The organism is Lactobacillus sp. ESL0679, assembly GCF_029433515.1.
GTDB lineage: Bacteria > Bacillota > Bacilli > Lactobacillales > Lactobacillaceae > Lactobacillus.
Genome location: NZ_JAQTIG010000003.1, coordinates 212,495 through 235,064, shown reverse-complemented (window position 1 = coordinate 235,064; position 22,570 = coordinate 212,495). Strand labels below are relative to the sequence as shown.

Annotated in this window: 18 protein-coding genes; 2 read left to right on the top strand and 16 right to left on the bottom strand. The window is 39.4% G+C overall.

Translation table 11 applies throughout. From position 1 onward, the window contains the following. The 9 genes from PT287_RS05745 to PT287_RS05705 all read right to left on the bottom strand — a co-directional run bounded on the left by PT287_RS05745 (position 1) and on the right by PT287_RS05705 (position 12,291). The gene (locus tag PT287_RS05745; protein WP_277133368.1) at positions 1 to 1,020 is read right to left on the bottom strand and encodes a zinc ribbon domain-containing protein; all 1,020 of its coding nucleotides are present in this window, start codon (positions 1,018 to 1,020) and stop codon (positions 1 to 3) included. Positions 1,021 to 1,157: 137 nt separating this feature from the next. Continuing rightward, positions 1,158 to 4,028 (bottom strand): MMPL family transporter, encoded by a 2,871-nt coding sequence (locus PT287_RS05740; protein WP_277133367.1) that lies wholly within the window; start codon positions 4,026 to 4,028, stop codon positions 1,158 to 1,160. 14 nt (positions 4,029 to 4,042) lie between these two features. Beyond that, positions 4,043 to 4,606, bottom strand: a complete 564-nt coding sequence (locus PT287_RS05735) for a TetR/AcrR family transcriptional regulator (RefSeq protein WP_277133366.1) — start codon at positions 4,604 to 4,606, stop codon at positions 4,043 to 4,045. A 114-nt stretch (positions 4,607 to 4,720) separates the two neighbouring features. Beyond that, on the bottom strand, positions 4,721 to 5,653 hold the full coding sequence (locus PT287_RS05730) for a serine hydrolase (protein ID WP_277133365.1): 933 nt from the start codon (positions 5,651 to 5,653) through the stop codon (positions 4,721 to 4,723). A gap of 14 nt (positions 5,654 to 5,667) precedes the next feature. Then, entirely contained in the window at positions 5,668 to 6,585 is a 918-nt protein-coding gene (locus PT287_RS05725) for a magnesium transporter CorA family protein (protein WP_277133364.1), read from the bottom strand. Positions 6,586 to 6,724: 139 nt separating this feature from the next. Then, a complete protein-coding gene (locus tag PT287_RS05720; protein WP_277133363.1) occupies positions 6,725 to 8,026 on the bottom strand; it encodes an extracellular solute-binding protein in 1,302 nt (433 codons plus the stop codon). A 267-nt stretch (positions 8,027 to 8,293) separates the two neighbouring features. Further along, the gene (locus PT287_RS05715; protein WP_277133362.1) at positions 8,294 to 9,790 is read right to left on the bottom strand and encodes a hypothetical protein; all 1,497 of its coding nucleotides are present in this window, start codon (positions 9,788 to 9,790) and stop codon (positions 8,294 to 8,296) included. A 125-nt stretch (positions 9,791 to 9,915) separates the two neighbouring features. Beyond that, positions 9,916 to 10,887: a nitronate monooxygenase gene (locus tag PT287_RS05710; RefSeq protein ID WP_277133361.1), complete on the bottom strand. Its 972-nt coding sequence runs from the start codon at positions 10,885 to 10,887 to the stop codon at positions 9,916 to 9,918. 24 nt (positions 10,888 to 10,911) lie between these two features. Continuing rightward, positions 10,912 to 12,291 carry a PTS transporter subunit EIIC gene (locus tag PT287_RS05705; protein WP_277133360.1) on the bottom strand — a complete coding sequence of 460 codons (1,380 nt, stop codon included), beginning with the start codon at positions 12,289 to 12,291 and terminating at the stop codon, positions 10,912 to 10,914. Positions 12,292 to 12,477: 186 nt separating this feature from the next. Here PT287_RS05705 and PT287_RS05700 point away from each other — a divergent pair, with 186 nt between their 5' ends. Continuing rightward, complete coding sequence (locus tag PT287_RS05700; RefSeq protein WP_277133359.1) at positions 12,478 to 13,062, top strand: hypothetical protein; 585 nt, start codon at positions 12,478 to 12,480, stop codon at positions 13,060 to 13,062. Between the two features lie 59 nt (positions 13,063 to 13,121). On the opposite strand, the gene PT287_RS05695 is transcribed toward PT287_RS05700, so the two are convergent. Together PT287_RS05695 and PT287_RS05690 are read right to left on the bottom strand one after the other, a co-directional pair. Further along, the gene (locus PT287_RS05695) at positions 13,122 to 14,624 is read right to left on the bottom strand and encodes an FAD-binding protein (RefSeq protein WP_277133358.1); all 1,503 of its coding nucleotides are present in this window, start codon (positions 14,622 to 14,624) and stop codon (positions 13,122 to 13,124) included. A gap of 15 nt (positions 14,625 to 14,639) precedes the next feature. Next, positions 14,640 to 15,884 carry an MFS transporter gene (locus PT287_RS05690; protein ID WP_277133357.1) on the bottom strand — a complete coding sequence of 415 codons (1,245 nt, stop codon included), beginning with the start codon at positions 15,882 to 15,884 and terminating at the stop codon, positions 14,640 to 14,642. A 110-nt stretch (positions 15,885 to 15,994) separates the two neighbouring features. Here PT287_RS05690 and PT287_RS05685 point away from each other — a divergent pair, with 110 nt between their 5' ends. Further along, positions 15,995 to 16,906: a LysR family transcriptional regulator gene (locus tag PT287_RS05685; protein ID WP_277133356.1), complete on the top strand. Its 912-nt coding sequence runs from the start codon at positions 15,995 to 15,997 to the stop codon at positions 16,904 to 16,906. A gap of 79 nt (positions 16,907 to 16,985) precedes the next feature. Here the strand turns inward: PT287_RS05685 and PT287_RS05680 are convergent, their stop codons facing one another. From PT287_RS05680 to PT287_RS05660, 5 genes are read right to left on the bottom strand one after another with little or no spacing between them, the layout of a single operon-like run. Then, the gene (locus PT287_RS05680; RefSeq protein ID WP_277133355.1) at positions 16,986 to 18,293 is read right to left on the bottom strand and encodes an extracellular solute-binding protein; all 1,308 of its coding nucleotides are present in this window, start codon (positions 18,291 to 18,293) and stop codon (positions 16,986 to 16,988) included. A 45-nt stretch (positions 18,294 to 18,338) separates the two neighbouring features. Further along, positions 18,339 to 19,634, bottom strand: a complete 1,296-nt coding sequence (locus PT287_RS05675; protein ID WP_277133354.1) for an MBL fold metallo-hydrolase — start codon at positions 19,632 to 19,634, stop codon at positions 18,339 to 18,341. Continuing rightward, a complete protein-coding gene (locus PT287_RS05670; protein WP_277133353.1) occupies positions 19,618 to 20,442 on the bottom strand; it encodes a carbohydrate ABC transporter permease in 825 nt (274 codons plus the stop codon). The genes PT287_RS05675 and PT287_RS05670 overlap by 17 nt, the downstream gene beginning before the upstream one ends. After that, positions 20,443 to 21,309: a sugar ABC transporter permease gene (locus PT287_RS05665; protein ID WP_277133352.1), complete on the bottom strand. Its 867-nt coding sequence runs from the start codon at positions 21,307 to 21,309 to the stop codon at positions 20,443 to 20,445. Beyond that, positions 21,309 to 22,394: an ABC transporter ATP-binding protein gene (locus PT287_RS05660; RefSeq protein WP_277133351.1), complete on the bottom strand. Its 1,086-nt coding sequence runs from the start codon at positions 22,392 to 22,394 to the stop codon at positions 21,309 to 21,311. The genes PT287_RS05665 and PT287_RS05660 overlap by 1 nt, the downstream gene beginning before the upstream one ends. Positions 22,395 to 22,570: the final 176 nt, after the last annotated feature.

The following is a 22,570-nucleotide window of genomic DNA, read 5'->3' as shown; positions in this document are numbered from 1 at the left end:
TTAAGGGTGTTTTCTAAATAAGCTAACCCCAGCAAGCACGGTTGTCATTAAACTAGCCAAAATCAAAAAGTACGTTGAGGCGCCGACCGATACGGCATACATCAATAGTTGACTTGTCAGACCGTGGAATAAGCCTGTATTGGCGCGCGTGGTGCTTGACAATCTAAAGACAAGATAAATCAAAAACGTGGTTTCCACTAAAGAGAAAATAAAGGCAAGCCACTTACCCTTTTTCGTGCTTTGTAAGGCTTGGTACATAATTATGATGGGAAAAATCACTAATAGTAGCCAAATCACACACATCAAGACCCCTTGTAAAAGCGTTGAGCTAGAGCCAAACAGTTGTCCTGCCAGGCTTAATGCAACTCGCGTAATCGACATCTTACCGGTATAAGTAATATCGGAAACAGACGCTCCAGAGCCGGTAAACAAAACTATTAAACTAATTAGCGCCGTCATCACTACTGACAGCTGAATATAATTAAAGTGCTTCTTGACGGTAACTGTTTCTTCTTCAACTTCATCTGTGCCATCCGGCGCAGTTTTTGACCGCGACCAGACTTTTTGGCTATGGTCCTCAACCCTATTAAACATATTTGAACCGAGCTGATTAACCTTCTCTGTTAAGCGCCGGTCAACAGTATAGCGTTCAATCTTGCTTCGCCGCAGGCAAACAACATACAACCAGAAGAACAGCAAGAAAAAGCAAATCCAGCCTAACCCACGCGAAAAACTCATGATAATCAGTAACATAATCCCTACTAAAAACACAATCATACTGTTAGCTCGAATCCATTCTAGCATCTTTTTAATCGTTGAATTTTGCTTATCAGGATAAAATTCCTGCCGGTAAGCTTCGCGACTGGCAATTTTTTTGCCCATCTTTTGGTCTTCATAATTTACCTCTTCATGCCTATCTGTAAAAAACGTCTGCCGATATTTTTGCAAATTAAAGTGACAATTTGGACACAGCTGGTCGTCATCAGTGATTGCTTTGCCGCAATTTGGACAAGTAGTCATAAACTACACTCCTTAATTTCATAGTTACTTTTAAGTTAATGATAAAACAAAATTATTAGTTTACAACCAAAATCATTATTTTTCGCAATAAAAAAAGATTGAACAGCTCAAAGTTGAGTTATTCAATCCTAAATTAATTAACTATTTTTAATTCGTTTATTCTTACGATTCCAATGTAAACCTTCATAAGTCAGCTTAACCGCTGCTGATAAAGTAATCGGCATGATAAAGACCAGAATAATTAGGCCAATAATCACGGCCAGTGCTACTTCGATCAAAGTTGGAATCCCAGATGGAATCAATGCCGCAAACGTACCACCAAGAATAATGGCTGCCGAAATAACAACGGTCCCAATAATTCCACAAGCCTTCAAAATGCGCTCACTCGGCTTACCGCCCTCAATTGCTCGATAGCGCGTCATTAAGAAGATACTGTAGTCAACACCTAGGGCAATCAACATAATGAAGCTAAAGAACGGCGTATTCCACGTAAGCATGGTATTGCCAAGCAAAACCTTAACAAGCCACTCACTAATTGATAGTGAGCAGAAGTAAGCAATCAGCAGCGTCCCGAGAATATACAGTGGTTGCAATAATGATCGGGTAACAAAAATTAGCGCAATACCAATCCCCACAAGCATGATCGCAGCGGTTCTAATAAAGTCACCGTTAGCCACCTGCTTAATGTCCGCAATTTTGGCACTTTCGCCGCCCATTGCAACGGTTGCCTTCTCTAAGCGAGTCCCTTGCAATGATTTTTTAGCCATTTGGCTGAGTTCGCCAACTTCACTAGTTGCCTTGGTACTACTTGGATTAGAGTTAAAGACCATCATTAACATCGCGGACTTCTTATTTGGGCTTAAGTAGACCTTAACAGAATCTTGGAACATATCTGACTTGATAAATTCAGTTGGAATGTAGAAAGTATCAGCTGCAGATGAGCTAGCTAAGCCAGTTAGGTATGAAGCTCCTTGACCTAGACCACTATTAACAGAATCAACACCCGAAGTAATCTTCGGCGTGCTGGTTGCCAACTTGCCGGCACCTGAGCTAAGTTGGCCCGTACTTGAATTTAGTTGGCCAATTCCGCTGTTAAGACTTGCAGCACCTGAACTTAATTGGTTAGAAGCAGAAGCCAAACTACCAATGCCTGATTGTAATTGACCCATTTGGCCACTAGTGTCTGGCATGCTTGCTGCGGTACTAGCCCATGACTTCGATAGCGCTGCACCAGCAGCTTGCATTACTGCTAACCGCTGACTTTGCGTCAAGCCAGGAATTTTGGCCACATTACGAGTCAAGTTTTCTTTGTACCCCTGTTCAAGGTTTGTCTTAATACTCTGCTGCGCTCCAGCTAGCGACTGCGAACTAGACGATAATTGCGAATTCAACTGGTTTAACCCAGATGCTAATTGCTGACTACCGCTTTGCAACTTGCTAGAACCGCCTTGTAAGGTGCTAGCACCACTTTGCAATTGATCGGTACCGTTAGCTAACTGGTTAGCACCCAGTGTCACCTTCTTGCTGGCCTTGCTTAACTTGTTTAAGCCACTGCGTGCTTGATCAACCCCATCATTAACTGTATTCAACTGATTATTAACGTACAATTGCTGAATACTTTCACCATAAGGTTGAGTAACTGAGGTGACAAACGAAACATCCTTGGAAGCCTGCAATTGTCTTGTTAATTGGTCAATCAGCTTCAAGTCTGCCTCATTATCAAGACGGTGATTACTCTTAATGTAAAGTGTAGTCGGCTCAGCCATCCCCTTAGAAAAGTGCTTTTCAACTACTTGCAACCCAGCTTTAGCCGGAACATCGTTGGCAATTTCATCAGTATCATCATAATTCAAGTGACCTGAATATAACAGAGCAAACGGTATTACTACAACCGCCAAAATTGCCAAGTAAACAATTGGATGGGCCAGTGTGCCCTTAGAAATACCATGCCATAATTTATCTTCGTGTTCACCGGTAAATTTCTTAACCGGCCAGAACATTTTTTCACCTAAAACAGCCATAAAGAATGGGTTTAGTGTTAACAAGACAACCAGCAAAACGGCAACACCGACAGCGACACCAACAGCCGATTGATAAATCGAAAACTTAGCCAAACTCAGAGCAGTAAAGCCAATTAAAATCGAAGATCCTGAATACAAAATCGTTTTGCCGGCAACCTTCAAAGCATTCTTCATCGCCTGATAGCGATCCATCCCCATGCCGAGGTCTTCCTTAAACTTATCGTAAAGCAGGATGTTATAGTCGGTTCCAATCCCAAACAGAACAATAATCATAAAGACTTGCGTAAAGTTGGAAAATGGGAAATTGTTATGTGCCACCAAGTTGGTGACGATTGAGAACGCCGTAATAAAGGATACGCCAACCGTTAATAATGAAATCAGCGGGACAATCGGCGACTTAAAGACAATCACCAAAACAATAAATATGAAGATAACAGTAATTAATTCTGTCTTCTTAATCCCCTCTTGAATGGAATTAGTGAAGGCATTTTGCAAGACATCTGCGCCCGTCACGTAGGTTTTCACCCCAGCAGTCTTAACCGCATTAGTTAACTGCGTTTCCACATCGTTAATTGGCGCGTGCTTCTTGGCAACGTTAATTTGCATAATCCAAGTCGTACCGTCTTTTGCTTCCAACTTCTTCTTGGTAGCAATATTATCCTCAGGTCCTAAGACTTGCTTAATGCCATATTTGTCCTGATGATTTTTCAGATAGTCAATTGTTTGGTTAATTGCTACCTTATCATCATCCGTTATCTTGCCCTTGTCCTTATTAAATACAACCGCAATTTGATAAGTATCCTTTTGCTTAGGGCCCCAATCATTCTGAATTGTTTGCGCCACTTCACTTTGGACAGTTTGTGGGAGAGAAATATTTGAGTGCTCACGTGTTAGCCCAGTAATATTGGGCAAAGCAATCACAGAAACAATTAAAATTATAACCCATGCAATCAATGAAAAAACATGGTTTTTCAGTAGTTTTTGCACTCTACTTTTCCTTTCTAATTTTGTAAAACTTGTTTTGGCTGCACTAATTGCAGCAGCAACTTATGGTAACCCTGATCTGCTTCTTCATTAGTTTCATCAGTAAACGATGATGACACATCTAAAAAAACATAACCGAGGACTGCACCAATCAGAGCATGAAGCGATACCTTGCTATCATGGCGCAAATTTAATTTTTCAGCTAAAGAAATAACATTGATAATTTCTTGGCTAATCGCGTCATCTTGTTGATATTCGTTTAAATGGTACAAAATACTGAGCAACGCAGGATCATGCAAAATAAAATCTCGCACAATATCCGCAAATTTAAGCAGCGCATCAACACCGGACAAGCCAATAATATTCTCTACTAAGCGTTTACTTAATAGCTTAATCCGACTGGCACCAACAAGCGATAATAACTGCTTGCGACCAGAAACATAATGGTAGAGCGATTGTGACCGCACACCAAGTTCCTTGGCCAAGTTTGGCAAGGTCGTTGCTGAAAGTCCCTTCTGCTCAATCATCTCTGTTGCCTTGGCAATTACCTTACTTAAATCAAGGCTCCTTTTTTGAATCATTGTCCCCTCCTCTACTAGCACGATGAATAATATAGCACTACAATATGAAGATTACAATCTACATGCTGTAAATTAATTTAAATAAAATAAAAAAGCCTTACCAAGATAAGCCTTTTATTTACTCTTATTAAAAAAATGATTAATAGTCCGGCCCAAACGGGCAAACACGGTATCATCACTGCTCCACACACTCATACAATATGCATGCCCGCCATCTTGGACAATTGCCACTGCGGATTTACTATCAGAAGCCGCATAAATTTGCCCATGAAGACCGCGAACTAATTTAGGCTTCGATTGTGCCAAATTAAGCGCGGTTAGAGCCAGATTGGCATACTGCCTGCTGAGAGTTTTATTCTGATATAAATCAACCATCACACTAGTTAAATCAGACGCAGTCGTTGTACTTACCGGATTAGCAGTAAACTTTTTGCCAACATTAGTCTTAGTAGCACCCATTTTTGCGATAATCCGGTTAACATTACGTGGTCCAACTTTGCGCAGTAATGCATTAGCAGCAGTCTTATTGCCATGCATCATCGCCTGCTTCAAGTAAGCAATCCCATAAGCATAACCAGGCTTTAACATTTGTTCACCCTTGACGCGATCAGCCTTCTTAATTTTGATTGCCGTGTGCGATGTCAATTTGCCGTGCTGCTCTTGATAGTAAATTGCAGCAAGTAAATACAATCGACTGCTAGCAGTTATGCCATGTGCCTTAATTGTATTATTAACACGGGCAAACTTACGCGAGTTTAGATCCTGCACACTAACCTGATAGCTCTTGTCCTTGCCCATCACCTGTTCAATTTGCTGGGCCCAGTCCTTGTCACTGCCAGACTCAACTTTAACATCGGCAGCGTATTCGACTTCATCAACACTGGGTTCACGGCTCTTTTTAGTCGCTTTATTATTTTTAACTACCTTGCTTTGCCACGAATTAACAATGCGCACACTGGTATTTTCAACATGATTTAAATTATTTAAATAAAGTAAAAACGATACAAGAGTCGCAACTAATGAACCAACCAAAATTTTGTTTTTCATAAATTAGCCTCAATTTAGAAGAAATGATGTCGCTTCATTAACACAATTAACCAAACCATTAAGAAAATGGCAAAAGCAGTAATCGTAATCCAGTCTGATGGCTTATGTCCCACCGGCAAGCTAACATTCATCCCGTAAAAACCAGTTAAAATTGTCGGGATTGTCAACACTAGCGACCAGACCGTTAAGAACTTCATCGTGTCATTCAAGTTGTTGTTCATCATATTATTGGAAGTCGCTGACAATGTTGCCGTTACTTGCTGAGAAATCTTCACCATCTCGGCAGCCTGGTTAGACTCAATTAGAACATCATCCAGCCGCTCACCAGCATACTTAGTAAAACTCAACTTGGACTTTTTCAAACTCTTAAGCATCATTAAATTTGTTTGAATGGAGCTGGAAAGATAAACCAAACTCTTTTCAATGTTTGATAATTCAACCAAATCATGATTATCAATATCATCAGACAGTTTTTGGTCCAGACTATTGCGTTCGACATCCAACTGCGTAACAGCCCGCTGGAAATATTGCGACGAAAACAGCAAGAACTTCATTAATAGTTCCGTTACATCTTGCGCTTGAGCCAACTTACGCCTCATCGGTCGGTCGTTAAATTCGTCAAAAACATAACTAGTCGACTCAGTATGAAACGTAAAAATATTTTCACCAGATACTAAAAAAGTAATCGGGTGTGACGTAAAGTGCTTAATTGACTTCGTTGGCCAAATCGGCACATCGTAAACCAGCAAGTGAATTTGTGTATGAGTATCGTAATCGTAGTGCGGTCGCTCGTGCCGGTCAGAAATATAAGAAATCATGTCCGGGGTGAAACTAAAATCATCCTGCAGCCGATTGCTGTCTTCCTCACTCAAATTACTGATGTCATACCATCTATATTCAGTTTCCACAGGAAAAGATTGCTCTCTAATCACCGTTCTCACCCCTGGCTTGTTAAATTAATTGACCTACAATAACCAATTCTTATGCCTTATTTATCTTACCATTCAAGCAAAAAACAATAAATAAAAAACAGACCAAGAGGTCTGTTTTTTTATAAAATCTTCTATTTTATTATTGCTTCCATGCAGCATCAAATTTTGTCTTGCCCGTCTTAATTGCATTATTAACATTCTGCTTCTTTTGGGCAGCAGCCAAGATTGATTGCATGATTGCTGGCAATTGACTGTAAGTTGCACCAGAATCTTTAATTACTGGCACACTGTACATTGTGTTAGTTGTCAAAACATCTTCTAACTTAGCCGGCAGCTTCAATGCCTTGTTAGCCTTGTAACTCTTGGTCTTAGCTACAGCTTCGTTAACTGGGATATAACCAGTTTCCTTAGCCCACTTAGCTTGACTAGATTCTGAAGCTAAAAACTTCATGTACATGAAGGCAGCCGATTTTTGCATGGCAGTTGCATGATTAAACATGTAAATGTCAGTTCCTTGTTGCATCGTGTACTTGCTTGGACGAGCAGCAACATCATAAGTAAAGCCTTTCTTAGCAGCTTGCTTAACCCAAGTTTCTGTTGATGATGAGGTTACCATCATGGCTAACTTCTTATTGGTAAACGGAATGTACAGGTACTTATCTGAACCCGGCATTCTGAAGTAACCAGCTTTTTCACCATCAGCAAAGTAGTTGATGACTTGCTTAGATTCATTGCCAGCAAAGTCAATCTTACTGGAGAAGTTTTGACCAGCATTCTTCATCCCCAAGACATAGTAATTGTCCAAGGCATCAAAGCCGGCACCAACTACCTTGTGCTTACTCTTTTGGTAAATTGTTTGGGCAGCACTCTTAAGTTCCGCCATTGTAGTTGGCACTTTCTTAACGCCGTATTGCTTGAGCATTGCTGGATTGTAAATCAAAATTTCAATTGATTTGTTAAACGGAATGCCATATTGTGTCCCGTTAATTTTGGCACCATCAAGCAAGTCGGACTTAATGCCACTTTCTTGTTGACTGCCCCAACCAACATCCTTGTTATTAATGTAAGGTGTCAAGTTAACCAGTGCCTTGTTCTTAGCAGCACTCTCTAACCAGTCAGGATAAGCTTGAGCAATTGTTGGCAAGTCCTTCGGTGATTGCAAGGTTGAATTGATCTTTGCCTGTAAATCGTTATAAGCACCTTGCTCCTCTAACTTAACTGTAATGTTAGGATTTTTCTTTTCAAATTCCTTGGTCAAACTCTTTAAGGTGTTCTCTTGGGCACCCTGCATTCCATGCCAGAAAACAACAGTTGTTTTCTTAGTTACTTTAGGAATTTTATTATTAGTTGAAGTTGACGAATTGCTCTTTGAACAAGCAGCAGTCCCCATTAAAGCCAAGCCCGCTACTGCAACAGTTGCAAGCTTTTTACCGAATTTCATTTTAGATTTTCCTCCAAATAATTTATTATATTGTTCTTAATAAATTGTCAATTGATAATTCTTGTTAATTGTATAGCAAGCTTTGAAAAATTACAACAAAATTTTGAGTAAAAATTCGGTTTTTGTAAAAATATTATATTTTACTATAAATAAGGTTCGTATTTTATTCGATAAAGATTTAAAAATATACAGTTTGTTCTAGTTTAATGAGTGAAAATTACTGCAAAAAAGACTGGTTGTCGTTGAAACAATCAGTCTTAAAATGTTTTATTTTTCTACTTCTACATAATCTGCAATATTCAGCTTGCCTACCTTAGTAGTCACGGCTGGATTAACCGTGTGATCTGACAAATAAACGTCTAACTCAGTATAATCTTTATTAAACTCTACATTATAAAAATGATTTTTTTCTTTAGGATACTTAGCTTGAACATCACTGTTAGCAAGTGGCAGAATCTTTTTAGCTTCTTCAGCGGTTAAATGATTAATATCCTTAACTTTTACCCGCTTACCGCGATCAAGTGCAGTAGTTGCTTGTTGAAGATCGGTAATAGCTTTTTGCACATCTGTATCAGTACTAATTAATGAATCATAGGCAATTTGAGCTTTTTTAAAGTAATACTCATAGGAACTGCTATTTGAACCAGCATAACGGTATTTTTCACTAGCCCTAATTTCTGGAGCTTGATCCAATAACTGCTTTAATTCCACACGTTTAGCAGTTGATGCTAGTGGTTTATTTGCCAGAGCATCTTCTTTAGTATTAAGTGGAGATAATTTAATACCATAGATATACTTAGTATCAGCGGCTTTAAGAAGTGCATAGCTACCATCTCTTACTGTAGACTCAACTTGATAAAATAATTCAGGTTCAGTTTGACTAGGTTCACGCAAATAAAATGCCTTAGTTGCATATTCAATTCTGCCCTTCTTGGCAGTAATTGCCTGAACAACTGAATTTGGTGTATTATCCGGAACAATAACCAAGTTCGAATTCGGAATTACACTTTGAGTAGCTACTTCACCTTTGTACGTATAATAATTGGTATTCTTGGTTGTCAAAATTGCCATATGCTTACTGCACGGCAATAATTGTAAATCCTTTTTACTGTAAATTGCCGTTAGAACAGCATCATCGTCAATATCTTCGTCTAAGAATTGGTTACTACCCTTAATGCGATACATAATTGAATAGCCTTCGTCAATTTGGTAATCGATATCACTACCATCTGTTACAGCATCCACGACAACCTTTTGACCCGGTGTAAAATGTTTAGCAACTTTTTTACCTAAATCTGCATCATATACCTCAATCGTATTGGCCTTTTGATCATCAAACATCTTCTTAGTCAACTTAATTGAAGCTTGATTTGCCAAAAGTGCTTGACCATTGATCTTGGTGACATTGGCTGCCTTGATATAACCACCGTGACCAATACTATAATAAGTTTTTCCGTTAATCATTTTATATGGTAAGTAATACCAATCCCAGTTCTCATCATGAAAAGAATAATTTTTAGACCTTGGATCAGTTGTCGGTACTACTTGCTTAGCAACCTTGATTGACTTGCTAGTAATTAAAGAGCTTTTACCGCGATAAGACCATAGCTTTTGCCCATGCTTGTTATAGACACGTGAATGATTGATTTTCAAATTAGTTTGCTCAGTTGCAGCTTGAACTTGAGCAGGCTGACTTGCCAGCATAGCAGGTCCAGCTAGCATAACTGCACCAAGCAATAAAATAACTTTTTTATTGATTTTCATTATTAACACCTCACAATAAATTTTATGTAATAATTATAATCTATAAATATAGTGTTTTTTAAAATCTTTACCAAATTGAAACAAAAATAGTGAATCAATCTTGATTCACTACCAAATTAGGACATTTATTCCCAACTAAAATTTTGCATTTCTTTAATTCTCTCTTGGGCACCAGCAAGAACACCATCGATAATTTCCGTCACTGCTTTTTGTTCGTTAATTAAGCTGACATCTTGACCACACATAATGGCGCCGTTTTCTGTATCACCATGAACAAGCCCCTTATTAATGGTAATTGAATCTGCATTCTTCAATTTTTTAGCAGCTTCAGTAAAGCTCGTTCCTTGTTCAAGGGCAACAGTTCTCTTAGTTAATTCGTTCTTTAATTCACGCGTTGGCCCAATGGAATAGTTGGTTTCAACCGTTGACATATCACCTGCTGCAAGCAGCGCCTTTTTAGCATTAGGATGAATTGCCGCTTGAGCTGTTGCCAAAAAGACTGTTCCCATTTCAATTCCATCAGCACCTAAAGCTATCGCAGCTGCAGCTGTGTCGCCGTTAGCAATCCCGCCGCTAACTACTAGTGGAGCAGTTATGACTGACTTGGCTTTAGCTGCCAAAACCATCGTGCTTTCAAAGGAAATGTGGCCGCCGCCTTCCCAGCCCTTGACTGCAATTACATCGCCGCCAGCTTTTTCAGCGATTACCGCATCAGCAACAGTCGATGCCTTGAAGATAACTTTACGATGTTCTTGGTGCCATTTTGTTGTATATTCGGTCACAATTTCTTGTGGCCAATCTTGCATCCCGCAGCCATAGACAACTGGAATATCATATTCAGAAATATATTTATCAAGCTCACTAATTCGCGGAGAAGTCATATCAACTTGCAGGGCATACTTTTTGTCAGTTAAAGTTTTAATTTTAGCAATTTCCTGACGAATCATGGGTTCTGGTGCATAACCAAGGCCTAAAACACCGAGTCCACCAGCGTTAGAAACTGCCGCAGCCAAATCTGCCGTGGAAACAAAGGCCATTGCCCCTTGAATAACGGGTTTTTCAATCCCTAAAGCTGCACATACACGATTTTCTTTCATTTTTACTACCTCAATTCTTAAAAATTAATTTTTTGCTTCCATTGCTGCAATATCGTCTTTGTTAATCAGTAGCATTCCTAATCCAAATGATACGCCAAAGGCAATTAGCATTTCAATTATGGCATTTAATAAATTCATTGGTGTTTTAGCAAAAAGTGCAATTGCTAAAATACCGGGACTCGCCATTGCTGTTGATGTAACAAAAGTTAATCCGGCATATAGTCCACCAACGGCACCACCGATTATTGCTGAACAGAGCGCCTTCTTATTTTTCAAATTAACACCATATAACACAGGCTCGCTAATTCCTAGTAAAGCAGTCGATGCCGCTGAAACTGCAGTCGACTTTGTCTTTTTGTTCTTGCATTTCACCGCTACAGCAAAACCAGCACCAGCTTGCGAAATATTAGCACTTAACCCAGCTGGCGTGAAGAAAGAATCATAACCAAACTTGGTAATTGATTGTAAGGCAATTGGGAACAACGTATAGTGCATCCCCATCATGACAATGATTGGTGAAAAGCCACCTAGAATTGTCGGTGCTAACCAAGGCACATTGTGGTTTAAAAATGCAATTGCAATTCCAAGATAATCACCAATATAACTGCCAATTGGACCTAAGACAACTAGTCCCAACACAGCATTCACTAAAATAGAAAGTGTTGGTGTGACAAACATTGCCACGGTGTCCGGTAAATTACTGTTTAATAATTTTTCTATTTTTGATTGGACATAAACTATTAAAATAATTGGCACAACGCTTGAGCCATAATTAACAGCTCGAATTGGCAAGCCAAATAATGAAATTGAATGGCCACTAGCAACCATTGCAGCAAACGTTGGGTGTAACAATACGCCAGCCAAGGTTACCGCAATAAATGGATTAGCATTTAATTTCTTCGCTGAAGTATAAGCCAATAATACAGGCAAAAATTGAAAACAGGCATCAGCTATAAAGGATAAAATTTGATAATTTAAACTATTGGTTGCAATAACATGAACAGTCACAAAAATTGCAATGAACCCCTTTAATAACCCAGCTCCAATAATAACGGGCAAAATCGGTGTAAAACTACCGGCAAGAAAGTCCATGAATCGGGAAATAAGTCCTTCCTTTTTCTCTTGCTTTTTATTTTGAATTTGAGCCTGATCTTCATTAGTCGGCAGCAATTTCATGAACTCATCATATACTTTAGGTACTTCTGTTCCAATAACTACTTGTACTTGTCCAGCTTGGTTAATGACTTCAGTTACACCATCAACCTTTTTAAGATTTTCAAGATTTACTTGATTAATATCTTTAACATTTATCCGCAATCTCGTTGAACAATGTGTTATCTGGGTAATGTTTTCTGCATTACCCATTAAACGCAAAACTTCTTGAGCCACTTTTTGATAATCCATACGTTGTTTTCCCTCTTTCCTCAACCAATTTATCATGTTCAGGCTTTTGAAAAAATCACTAGATTAAGTCCAAATGGTAGGTTAAGCAACAACCTGCATATATTTGTCGGGTTATGCAACTTTGACTATTAAAATTGTGGTATATTTATTTACTGGTAAAACAAGTTTTTAGTTTAGGTCACTATTATGAAAAAAGAAGATTTACGAGTTAAAAAAACTAAATTAGTTATTCAAGAGGGCTTTGCTCAATGTGTTAGCAATAAGCCCTTTTCTAAAATTACTATTCGCGATCTAACAGACGCAATGATGATTAATAAATCAACGTTTTACAAATATTATCATGATAAATATGACCTGCGCGATACAATGGTGCGCGAAACACTTAAAGCATTTTCTAAGTACATTGACATTTCGTTTCTTAATCTTGACGAGACTAACAGCATTGAAAACTACAAAAAGAAATTACCGGCTGCATTATTACCAGTGTGGCAGCACCGAGATTGGTTAATGACTCTTTGGTCTAAAAATCTTGAACTAAATGTTTTTACAATGATGGAAATAGCTTTTGCTAAAAAATTTAAGCAGTATATTTTTTCGACAAAACAAGAATGTACTAAGTATGATGAATTACAGGCTAATTTATTTGCGACAGCGGCTTTACAAATCATCAGGTGGTGGTTTTTCAAAAGTCCTACTTCTTCTATTGATGAAATTGCCGATATTATCATTAAGTGCCTAGAATTAGGTCCATATTTTGCCTTCACTAAATAATTTTTCGATCACAAAAAGGTCTGCTCCAGTTACGGAACAGACCTTTTTAATTTAAATTGTTATTCTGCAGCATACTTTCCAGCTAAACGACCAAAAGTTAATGCGTGACTAACTGTCAGACCAGGAATGTGATCAGGATAGACACCCCAGAAGAAGCCACCGGAACAATTACCAGCAGCGTAAAGACCAGGAATCACCTTGTCTTGCTTGCTAATAACTTGCATCTTAGTATTAATGCGCAAACCATCGAGAGTTGCCAATAGCCGGCCACCCAAAATCGCCCCGTAATATGGTGCCTTATTAACTGGCTCTAAACGTGAACTTTCCTTGCCAAAGTCATCATCGCGACCTTGAGCTACCATTTCATTATAGCGTGCAACTGTCTTAGTTAAATTAGCAACTGGTAGACCCAATTTTTCGGCTAATTCTTCAATCGTATCAGCCTTTTGTACTAAGCCTTCGTTCAAGCGGTCATTAACTTCTTTACGTGCTTCATCCCCTGTGAAAATTCCAGGGAAGCCCAAGCGTGAGCAACCTAAAGTATGATATTGTCTTAATGCTTCATCAGTCATAGTTTCCTCAGTCCAAATCATGGCACTAAGATAACCAGGTTGCTTAGAAGCAGCACTCATTTGAAACTGGTATGGGGCACTTTCATTAAAGAAGCGTTCACCATTCAAGTTAACTTTCAACATCGGATAGGAACCAAGCCACAAATATCCAGGATCATCTGGAGGAGTTAAGTCAACTTCGTAGAAGTTTTCTGTCTTAGTACCAACGAGAACAGCACCACGGTTGAAGACAATCGAAGCTGGTTCTTCATCTTTAGCAGCGCCGATTTCCATAGCGGCAACAATACCAGAGCCATCATCTCGTTGACCATCAGTATAAACATTGGTCTTTAAGCCAAGTGGATTCCACTTCTGCATCAAGACTTCATTAGAACCATACCCACCAGTACACAAAATTACACCTTTGGTTGCTCTAACAGTTGTTGTCTTCTTAGTCTTCACATCTTTAACAACAACGCCCACTACGCGACCATCTTCGACAACTAAGCTTTCAAGCATTGTCCACCAGGAAAATTCGGCGCCCAATTTTTCAGCTTTTTCAATTACCCAGTTACCATAGCCCATTTGCCAATACTTACCATCAGGAGCAGTGGCTTCATTTCCTGTTGGAAAAGCACGATTACGGTCTGTTTCAAAATGAGCGTCAGGTGTTGCCTTGATATAGGCACCATGAGGCTGCAAGACTTCATCATCAAGCCAATCAACCATTTCTGAACTATTGTCAGCCCAAACATTTAATAAACGCTGGTCAACATTGCCTTGGTTAAAGGTTGAAATAAAATTGACTAATTCATTACGGTCAATTTCTACGCCAGCCTTTTTCTGCGCCTTACTGTGGATTGCAGCAATCGTTTCTCTATATAAGTAGCCAGCACTGCCCGCCTTATCAATTACTAAAACGTCACCGCCTTTTTCTGCAGCAGCTGCGGCAGCCATCCCACCAGCATTGCTGGCGCCAACAACAATAATTTCATATTCATTTTTCTTCATTTTTTATCTCCTTAACTAACTTTCTGTTTCAAAATGCTTTTTCGCAATTACGGCAACCAAGACCATAATAAGGATTGCAATTACAGCAAAGAACACATAAACAGCGTTAAAACCACCAAATTTTTCGGCAATTAAATTGTTAAGTGGCATTGCAAAAGCCCCAATCAGAAAGGCAATCGAGTTAACATACGAAAAGCCTTTAGCAAAGGCACGTTTGCCCAATGCCGCCGTTGCAATTGTCGTAATTCCTGTTCCCAAGTAGACATAGAAAATATCATTAATTCCGGCACTGAAAATTGCTAAGTTAGCCGAGTGCATGTTAGTTGCAAGAATCAGTAAGATATACGAAACAACAGAAATTGCTAACCAGAACAAACTGGCTTTTTCAGCACCATACTTATCACAAGTCGATCCAACCAATGGATTAAGAAAAATATCAAATACCATTGCGGCCGTAACCATAAAGCCGCCAACTTCGCCACTAAAGCCTGCACTAGCAGCATAAGTTGGGAACATTTGGTTCATTACAGCTGGGAATTGCAGCAAGATTACGATTGCTAACAACAACCAAAATGTGACAGATTTAAATAATTCGTGATTAGAAACTGGCTTTACACTAGCTTCTTCAGTATCATCAGTCGCATCTTTCTTATAGCCATATGGCTTGCGTCCTTCTAGTTCAGGCGTAAAGTTAATTCCAAATAAGGCACATGGAATACTCAAGACTGCAACGATAATTGCTAATATTGTCATACTCTGTTGCCAGCCATACTTAGTAATTAAGACTGACAATACAGGACTCATAATCCCTTGAAAGACAGACGTGATTGCCCAGCACAAGCCGATGGCAAATCCCGCTTGGTCACTAAACCAGTTATCAATTAAGATTCCAACTGGTGTGAATGACATAAATGAAATTGCAACACCGATAATAATGGCAATTACAAAGAACATCCAAACTGCTGTAAAGTGTGGCATTAAAAATAAACTAACGGCAACTGCCAAACTAGCAACTGCAAATAATAATTTATTATTAACTTTTGCCAAAATTTTCGGTACGTTTGGTGTCATCACAGCCATCGCCAATACTAAAACTGTGTAATAATATGACAATGTTGAGATTGGTGTATGTAGTGCTTGACTTAACGGCGCTAAAAATGACCCCATCAATACCATACTTGATCCTAGGCAAGCTGCCGAAATCAATCCGATACAGCACATGACTACCCAAGGTCTAATATTCCTTTTTTGCTTACTCATTTGATCACCTCATCATTGATACTTTTGAATATGACTTGATAATACACTGATGTTAACGCTATGATGAACTAAATAATGAATAGCACTATGATGAAATGGAATTGTATTAAATGAACTCTACGCAAATACGTTGTTTTTTGTCTTTGGCAAAAAATCTCAACTTTACTAAGTCAGCTAACGAAATGTACCTATCACAATCGACAGTTTCCAAAAACATTAAAAACCTCGAAAAAGAATTACAGATTAAGCTCTTTGAACGCGGCTACCACAAGATTTTTTTAACAGAAAAAGGCAAAATCTTCTATAATCAAATGTCACTGACCGCAGCAGAAATTAGCGATACCATTCGCAATTTGCAGCAGGGCAATAATACTAAGCGGCGCAAAATAAAAATGGGCTACACTGACTTACCTTTTGAAAAAAAGTGGCTGCCCATTGCACTTAGATTGGTTAACTCCCACACCCAATTGGATCTGGTCCCCGTCTTTGTCGACCCTGGTCAAAAACTTGATCTCAGTAACTTAATTAACGATGACACCATCGACTTATTAATTATTCAAAAAGATATTATTAGTGAGAAAAAGGAAACAGTTTATCTTGAACTATTTCAAAAAGGTTTTTCCGTAGTAATCGCCCAAGGTGACCGGCTTTACCTGAAAGACAGTATCAAATTCAGCGATCTGATTGGCCGCAAGATTTATCTGTGGAATGGCAGCGATAATTTTCCCGCAGTCGAAAGTCTCAAATTCAGCCTACAAAGTAGCGACTATGACATTAGCTTCAAAGAAGAAACGGATTCATCTATTTTAGTTGCGTATGTACGGGCCAAAATGGGCATCGGAATTGTTCCTAGTGTTCTATATAACAAGAGCGATTCAGACTTACGTTATACGCCATTAGTTACGCCGCAAAAATTGTCATACGGTATTTTATCTTCAGTTAATTCGACTAAGAAAGATGAAATTGCGATTGTCAGTAAGTACATTGCCCAAGCAATTAACATTTCTAAATCGCGATGGTAATTTTCCCATCACAAAAAGGACCTATTCCGTAATTGGAATAGGTCCTTTTATTGTAAATAATTACATTAATGTTTAGTTTTTATTGTTTCCATGCAGCGTCAAATTTTGACTTACCAGTCTTAATGGTACTGTCTGTATTCTGCTTCTTTTGTGCAGCAGCGTAGATACTCTGCATGATTGGGTTAAGCTGACCATAAGCTGCACCAGCATCCTTGATAACGGGAACACTGTACAAGTTCTTCATAGCACTTTCCAATTTGGCTGGCAGCTTAATCTTCTTGTTAGACTTATAAGCCTTAGAGTCAACTACACTTTGGTTAACTGGAATATAACCTGTGGCATTAGCCCATTCAAGCTGACTTGATTTTGAAACCAAGAACTTAATGAAGAGAAAGGCAGCAGCCTTTTGGTCAGCACTTGCATGCTTAAACATGTAAATATCTGTCCCTTGTTGCATTGTGTACTTACCAGGACGAGGAGCAACATCATAAGTGAATCTGTTGCCTACACCTTGCTTAACAAAGCCTTCACCAGCAGAAGTTCCGATATACATTGCTACTTTTTGGTTAGCAAATGGTCCTGAAAGGTAATGTTCTGACCCTGCAGTTCTGAAGTAGCCCTTCTTGATACCATCGGCATAATAGTTGATAACTTTCTTAGAAGTAGCACCATCAAAATCAATTTTACTTGAAAAGTCAACGCCCTCATTCTTCATCCCCAAAACATAATAGTTAGATAATGAGTCAAAGCCAGCACCAACAACCTTGTGGTTACTCTTGGTGTAAATTGTTTCGGCATCTTGCTTCAGTTCCGCCATTGTTGCTGGGGCCTTTTTAATCCCATACTTCTTGAACATATCGGCATTGTAAGTCAAAGTTTCAATCGACTTATTGAATGGAATACCGTATTGAACGCCGCCTATTTGTGCACCTGAAAGCAATGCTGGCTTAATATCAGAAGCACTGCTTAAACCCCAGCCAATATTTTTGTTATTTATGTATGGCTTTAAGTCAACCAGCAGCTTATTCTTTGAAGCTGTGTACAACCAATCTGGATAAGCCTGCGTGATTGTTGGTAAGTTATTTGGCGACTGCAATGTTGAATTAATCTTAGCTTGTAAATCATTGTACGCACCTTGATTTTCCAACTTAACTGTAATCTTCGGGTTCTTTTGCTCAAATTCCTGTGTCAGCTTCTTCAATGTTGCCTGCTGAACACCAGTCATTCCGTGCCAGAAAACAATATTGGTCTTCTTGGTAATCTTTGTCGGAATCTTGTCCGTACTTGATGACGAAGAAGAAGAATTGCTACCATTAGAACATGCAGCTGTCCCCATTAACACCAAACCGGTGGCAAAAGCCGCTGCTAGTTTTCTACTAAACTTCATTTGGTAAACCTCCCAAAATAAAACTAAACAATAAATTTTGATTCACTAAAGCGTAACTGTTTGATTACGCTCAGGTAAAATCCGCTTTCCAAATGGGTTCTCTTCCAGCTCCGGATGCAATGTGTGCACCGGAATTAGCATTGCTGGCTGAACCTCGGCAATAATTTCTTTGAGTTCTTTAACATCCGCATGACCAGAACAGCGCAATGCCTTAAACTCAATCTTCTTTGCCGCAAATTGTTCAACAAATGGCCGATAAGCAGGGTCAAACTCGCCTAACGGTTCTGCATTTGAATGAATATAAATGCCGCCTTCTTGCAACTTGTCAAAGTCAGTTACTGCCTGCCACAAGTATTTGCCCTTATCTGCTAACAATTCTTGGTAAGGAATTGCCAGTTCCGGTCGTAAGTCAGCAAACCTTTCATCCTGTGGCAAGTAGTAATATGGATAATCCTTACCCAAACTCTCTTTGAGCAAGTGTGCCCGTGACGCATGCAACACGACTTGCCGCGGCGAATCACTGATAATTCTTAACAAGCGTTCAACATTAGTTGAATAAGTATTAAACGTCATCTGGCGCTCTGGATTTTCCCGTTGAAGTGCGATAATCTGCTCCGTCAATTCCCGCTCATTCTTCGGGCCGGTGAATTCTTCACTATTTTGATCATGCTGTTCTTCAGGCCAAGAAACTCCAGTGCCTTCAATAATGAGCGCATCACTGCCTTTGGCAGCTGCCAAAAATTGGTGCACCCAGTCGGGATGATAGCCATGCAAGCGAATGTCGCCAGTATAAGCAATCTGCTTATCAGGAGTTGTCACAATTAAGCCAGTTGCCCCATAGGCATCATGATCACTCGGCCACACTTCAAGGGTAATGTCGCCAACCTTGATTGGCTGCCGATATTCTGCCGCAATAATCGGCCGCGTATAATTAGCTGCATGCCCTGCGGATGGCAGCAGAAAATCGCCCAATTTATTTAATGCTGGCAGCATTTTAGCAGTAATTGGCCCAGCATAAAGTGGTACCTCTGGTGCCAAAAAGTTCATTGCCTTGCTGTGGTCAAGATGCAAGTGCGACATGTACGCAGCCGCATGCTCCCAACGCTCATGATTAATCGCCTTGCCGGTCAGTTGTGGATCATAAAAGTCTGGCACATCCCCAATTAACTGATTTTTAATTAAAGTTGCGTAACTTTCATCGGGCAAGTTTAACTCTGGCCGAAAAACTTCCCCTAAGTCAAACAGCACATGTGACTTGTTATAAGCAACCTCAATCATTGGTCCGCCAATTGTTGTCAAACCATTATAAAAAGTAATTGTTGTCTTATCCTTTAAGGTCATTACGTACCACTCCTTGGATAATCTGTTTTCTAAAAATAAAGTACAAAATCAAAATTGGTAACACCGTCAGCGTTGCCGCAGCTAATTGCAGTTGAGTTTCACTCCCGGCATCGGATGCAAAAGTTGATAAACCATTGTTCAATAGCCGCATCGTATCTTCATTAGTTACTAAGAGTGGCCACAGAAATGAATTCCACCCTGAAATAAAGCTAAGCAGGCCCACAGTAAATAGGCCACCTTTGGACATTGGAACCAAGATTTTCCAAATGTATTCCCAATCACTGGCCCCATCAATCATGGCTGCCTTATAAATTGTCTCTGAAATCGAGCCAAAGTAACTTTGCAGGTAATACATGTAAAAAATTGACGTTAAAAACGGCAACACTAACCCAATATAAGTATTGAGCAGACCCATGTGGGCAATCGTGTTGTAATTGGTAAAGATAATCGCTTCTCCCGGCACCATTAATAAAGAGAGCAGCACCATCTGCACAATGCCCTTGCCCTTAAAGTGCAGGTTAACCATCGCAAATGCACCAAGCAGTGAATTAAATAGGCTGACAATCGTTGTAATACTGGCGGTCAGCACTGTATTGAAAAAGTACCGAGCAAAAGGAGCCCGAGCAAAGACCTTTGCATAATTACTCCATTCAAAGTGATGCGGAATGAGCGTCGGTGGGATTGACGTCGTTTCTTGAAAGCTCATTAGTCCACCCAATAGCATGTAAATGAACGGAAAAACCGTAATAATTGCGAAGATAAATAAAATAATATAACTGAACAACACACCTAAACGCAGTTTTTTCATCTAATTTTCTCCTATCTTCTTCATCATTTTGCGCTGCAAGAATGTCGCAAACAAAATAATTAAAAATAAGACAACTGTTGCCGCCATCGCTACACCCGGCGTACCAACAATCTGGAATTTGTTATAAATATAGAAAACCGCGGTTGTCCCGGAATTACCGACCCCAGCTTGCCCATTGAATAAGGCATAAACCGAAGTATAAATTTTAAAGGCACCAATAATGTTCATCGTTAACAAAAAGGCAATCGTCGGCACTAATTCGGGCATCGTAATCCGCCAGAACTTGTCTTTGCCGCTCGCACCATACATATCGGCAATTGTGTAAAAGTTCGGATCAATATTGCGCAATGCTCCCATCAAAATAACGATGTTAAAGGCTAATCCCGACCAAATACCAAAGATAATAATCGTAATCAAAGACATTGCCGGATCATCAATCCAGTCCGGTGCTGGCAGGTGCAAGCAGCGCAAAATAAAGTTCAGCATTCCGTAGTCCCCGTTAAAAATATAGCGAAAGACAATCCCAATCGCGATTGTTGAAGTTACATACGGCATAAAGAACGTCGTTTCAAAGAAAGTCTTGTGCTTAACTTTGCTAAAAATAATCCACGCTAGCATAATCGAAATTGCTAGGCCGACCGGTACTGAAATAACAGCGTACAAGATGGTATTTTTAATAGCCAGCCAAAATTCAGGATCATGAAAGATATACTGATAATTGCTGAAGCCAGCCCATGTTAAGTCAATTAACGACCCCTTTTGCAAGCTCATACCAAAGGCACGCAAGATAGGATAAATGCTAAATAATGTAACAAAAATAATTGTCGGCGCTAAGAACAACCACGCCTTTTTTTGATTTGTCTTCATTAGTACACGCGCTCTCCTTCGAGTGTAAAGAGAAAGATGCGGTCAAGTCGCAGTGCCAATTTGATCTGGTCACCACGCCTTAATGTCGATTCCAAGTTCACCAATGACCGAGCCTGAACATCATCATGAGTAAACTTCAAAATTCGTTCACGGCCAATTAACTCAACATCATCAATCTGTGTTGTCAAGACACCATCTTCTTGCGGGACAATATTTTCTGGCCGCACCGACAGTGTATATTCACCATCCGGCAAGTTACGCTTAAATCGTGATTGCTCCAGCTCTGCCAATTTAATTGTAAAATCACTACCCTGAAGTTCATCAGCAGTCTTAGTAACCTTAAAATTATCAATTACAGGATTACCGACAAAGTTAGCAACAAAGTAATTATTTGGTTCCAAATAAAAGTTCTGTCCCAGATCATCCTGCTGAATAACACCATCATTGAAAAGAATAATCTTGTCACCGATTGACAAAGCTTCTTCTTGATCGTGAGTAACAAATAGTGTTGTAATCCCTACCGACTTAACCAATGAACGAATTTCTTCACGGATTTTCAAGCGCAAACGAGCATCAAGGTTAGATAGCGGCTCATCCATTAATAAAATCTGCGGCTCCTGAACCAATGCCCGAGCAATTGCCACCCGCTGCTGCTGACCACCCGATAAGTTACCCGGCTTTTCTTCGGCTAAATCTGTAATCTGTGTCAGTTCCATGTACTTGCGCGCAATTTGCTCTGCTTCCGTCTTTGACTTCTTTTGTTTGCCAACTACTAGCGGAAACATAACATTTTGCAGAACCGTCATGTGCGGATATAAGGCATAGTTTTGAAAAACATAGCCAATGTGTCGGTCTTTAGGCGCAATCTTCACTACCGATTTGCCACCAAATAAAATATCACCAGCAGTTGGACTAAGTAAGCCTGCTAATATATTCAAAATAGTTGTTTTACCACAGCCAGATGGCCCCAAAAGACAAACCAGATCCCCCTTTTTAACAGAAAAGCTAACGTCCTTAATGGCCTCATGCCCATTGTCGTAGACTTTCCTGAGATTTTTTACTTCAACGAATTTGTTATCATCCATACGTTCGCACCACTATATCTTGTATTAACTGTTTGTTTTTCTCCCTAATTTTAAGATAAATTACGCTTCAGCACAACTATCTTTTCTTAATAAAAATTCGTAATTTATTAAAAGTAAGTTACTTTTTAAAGTGAATATTCGCTTTTACTGCTTAAATAGTTAATTATTTACCAAAA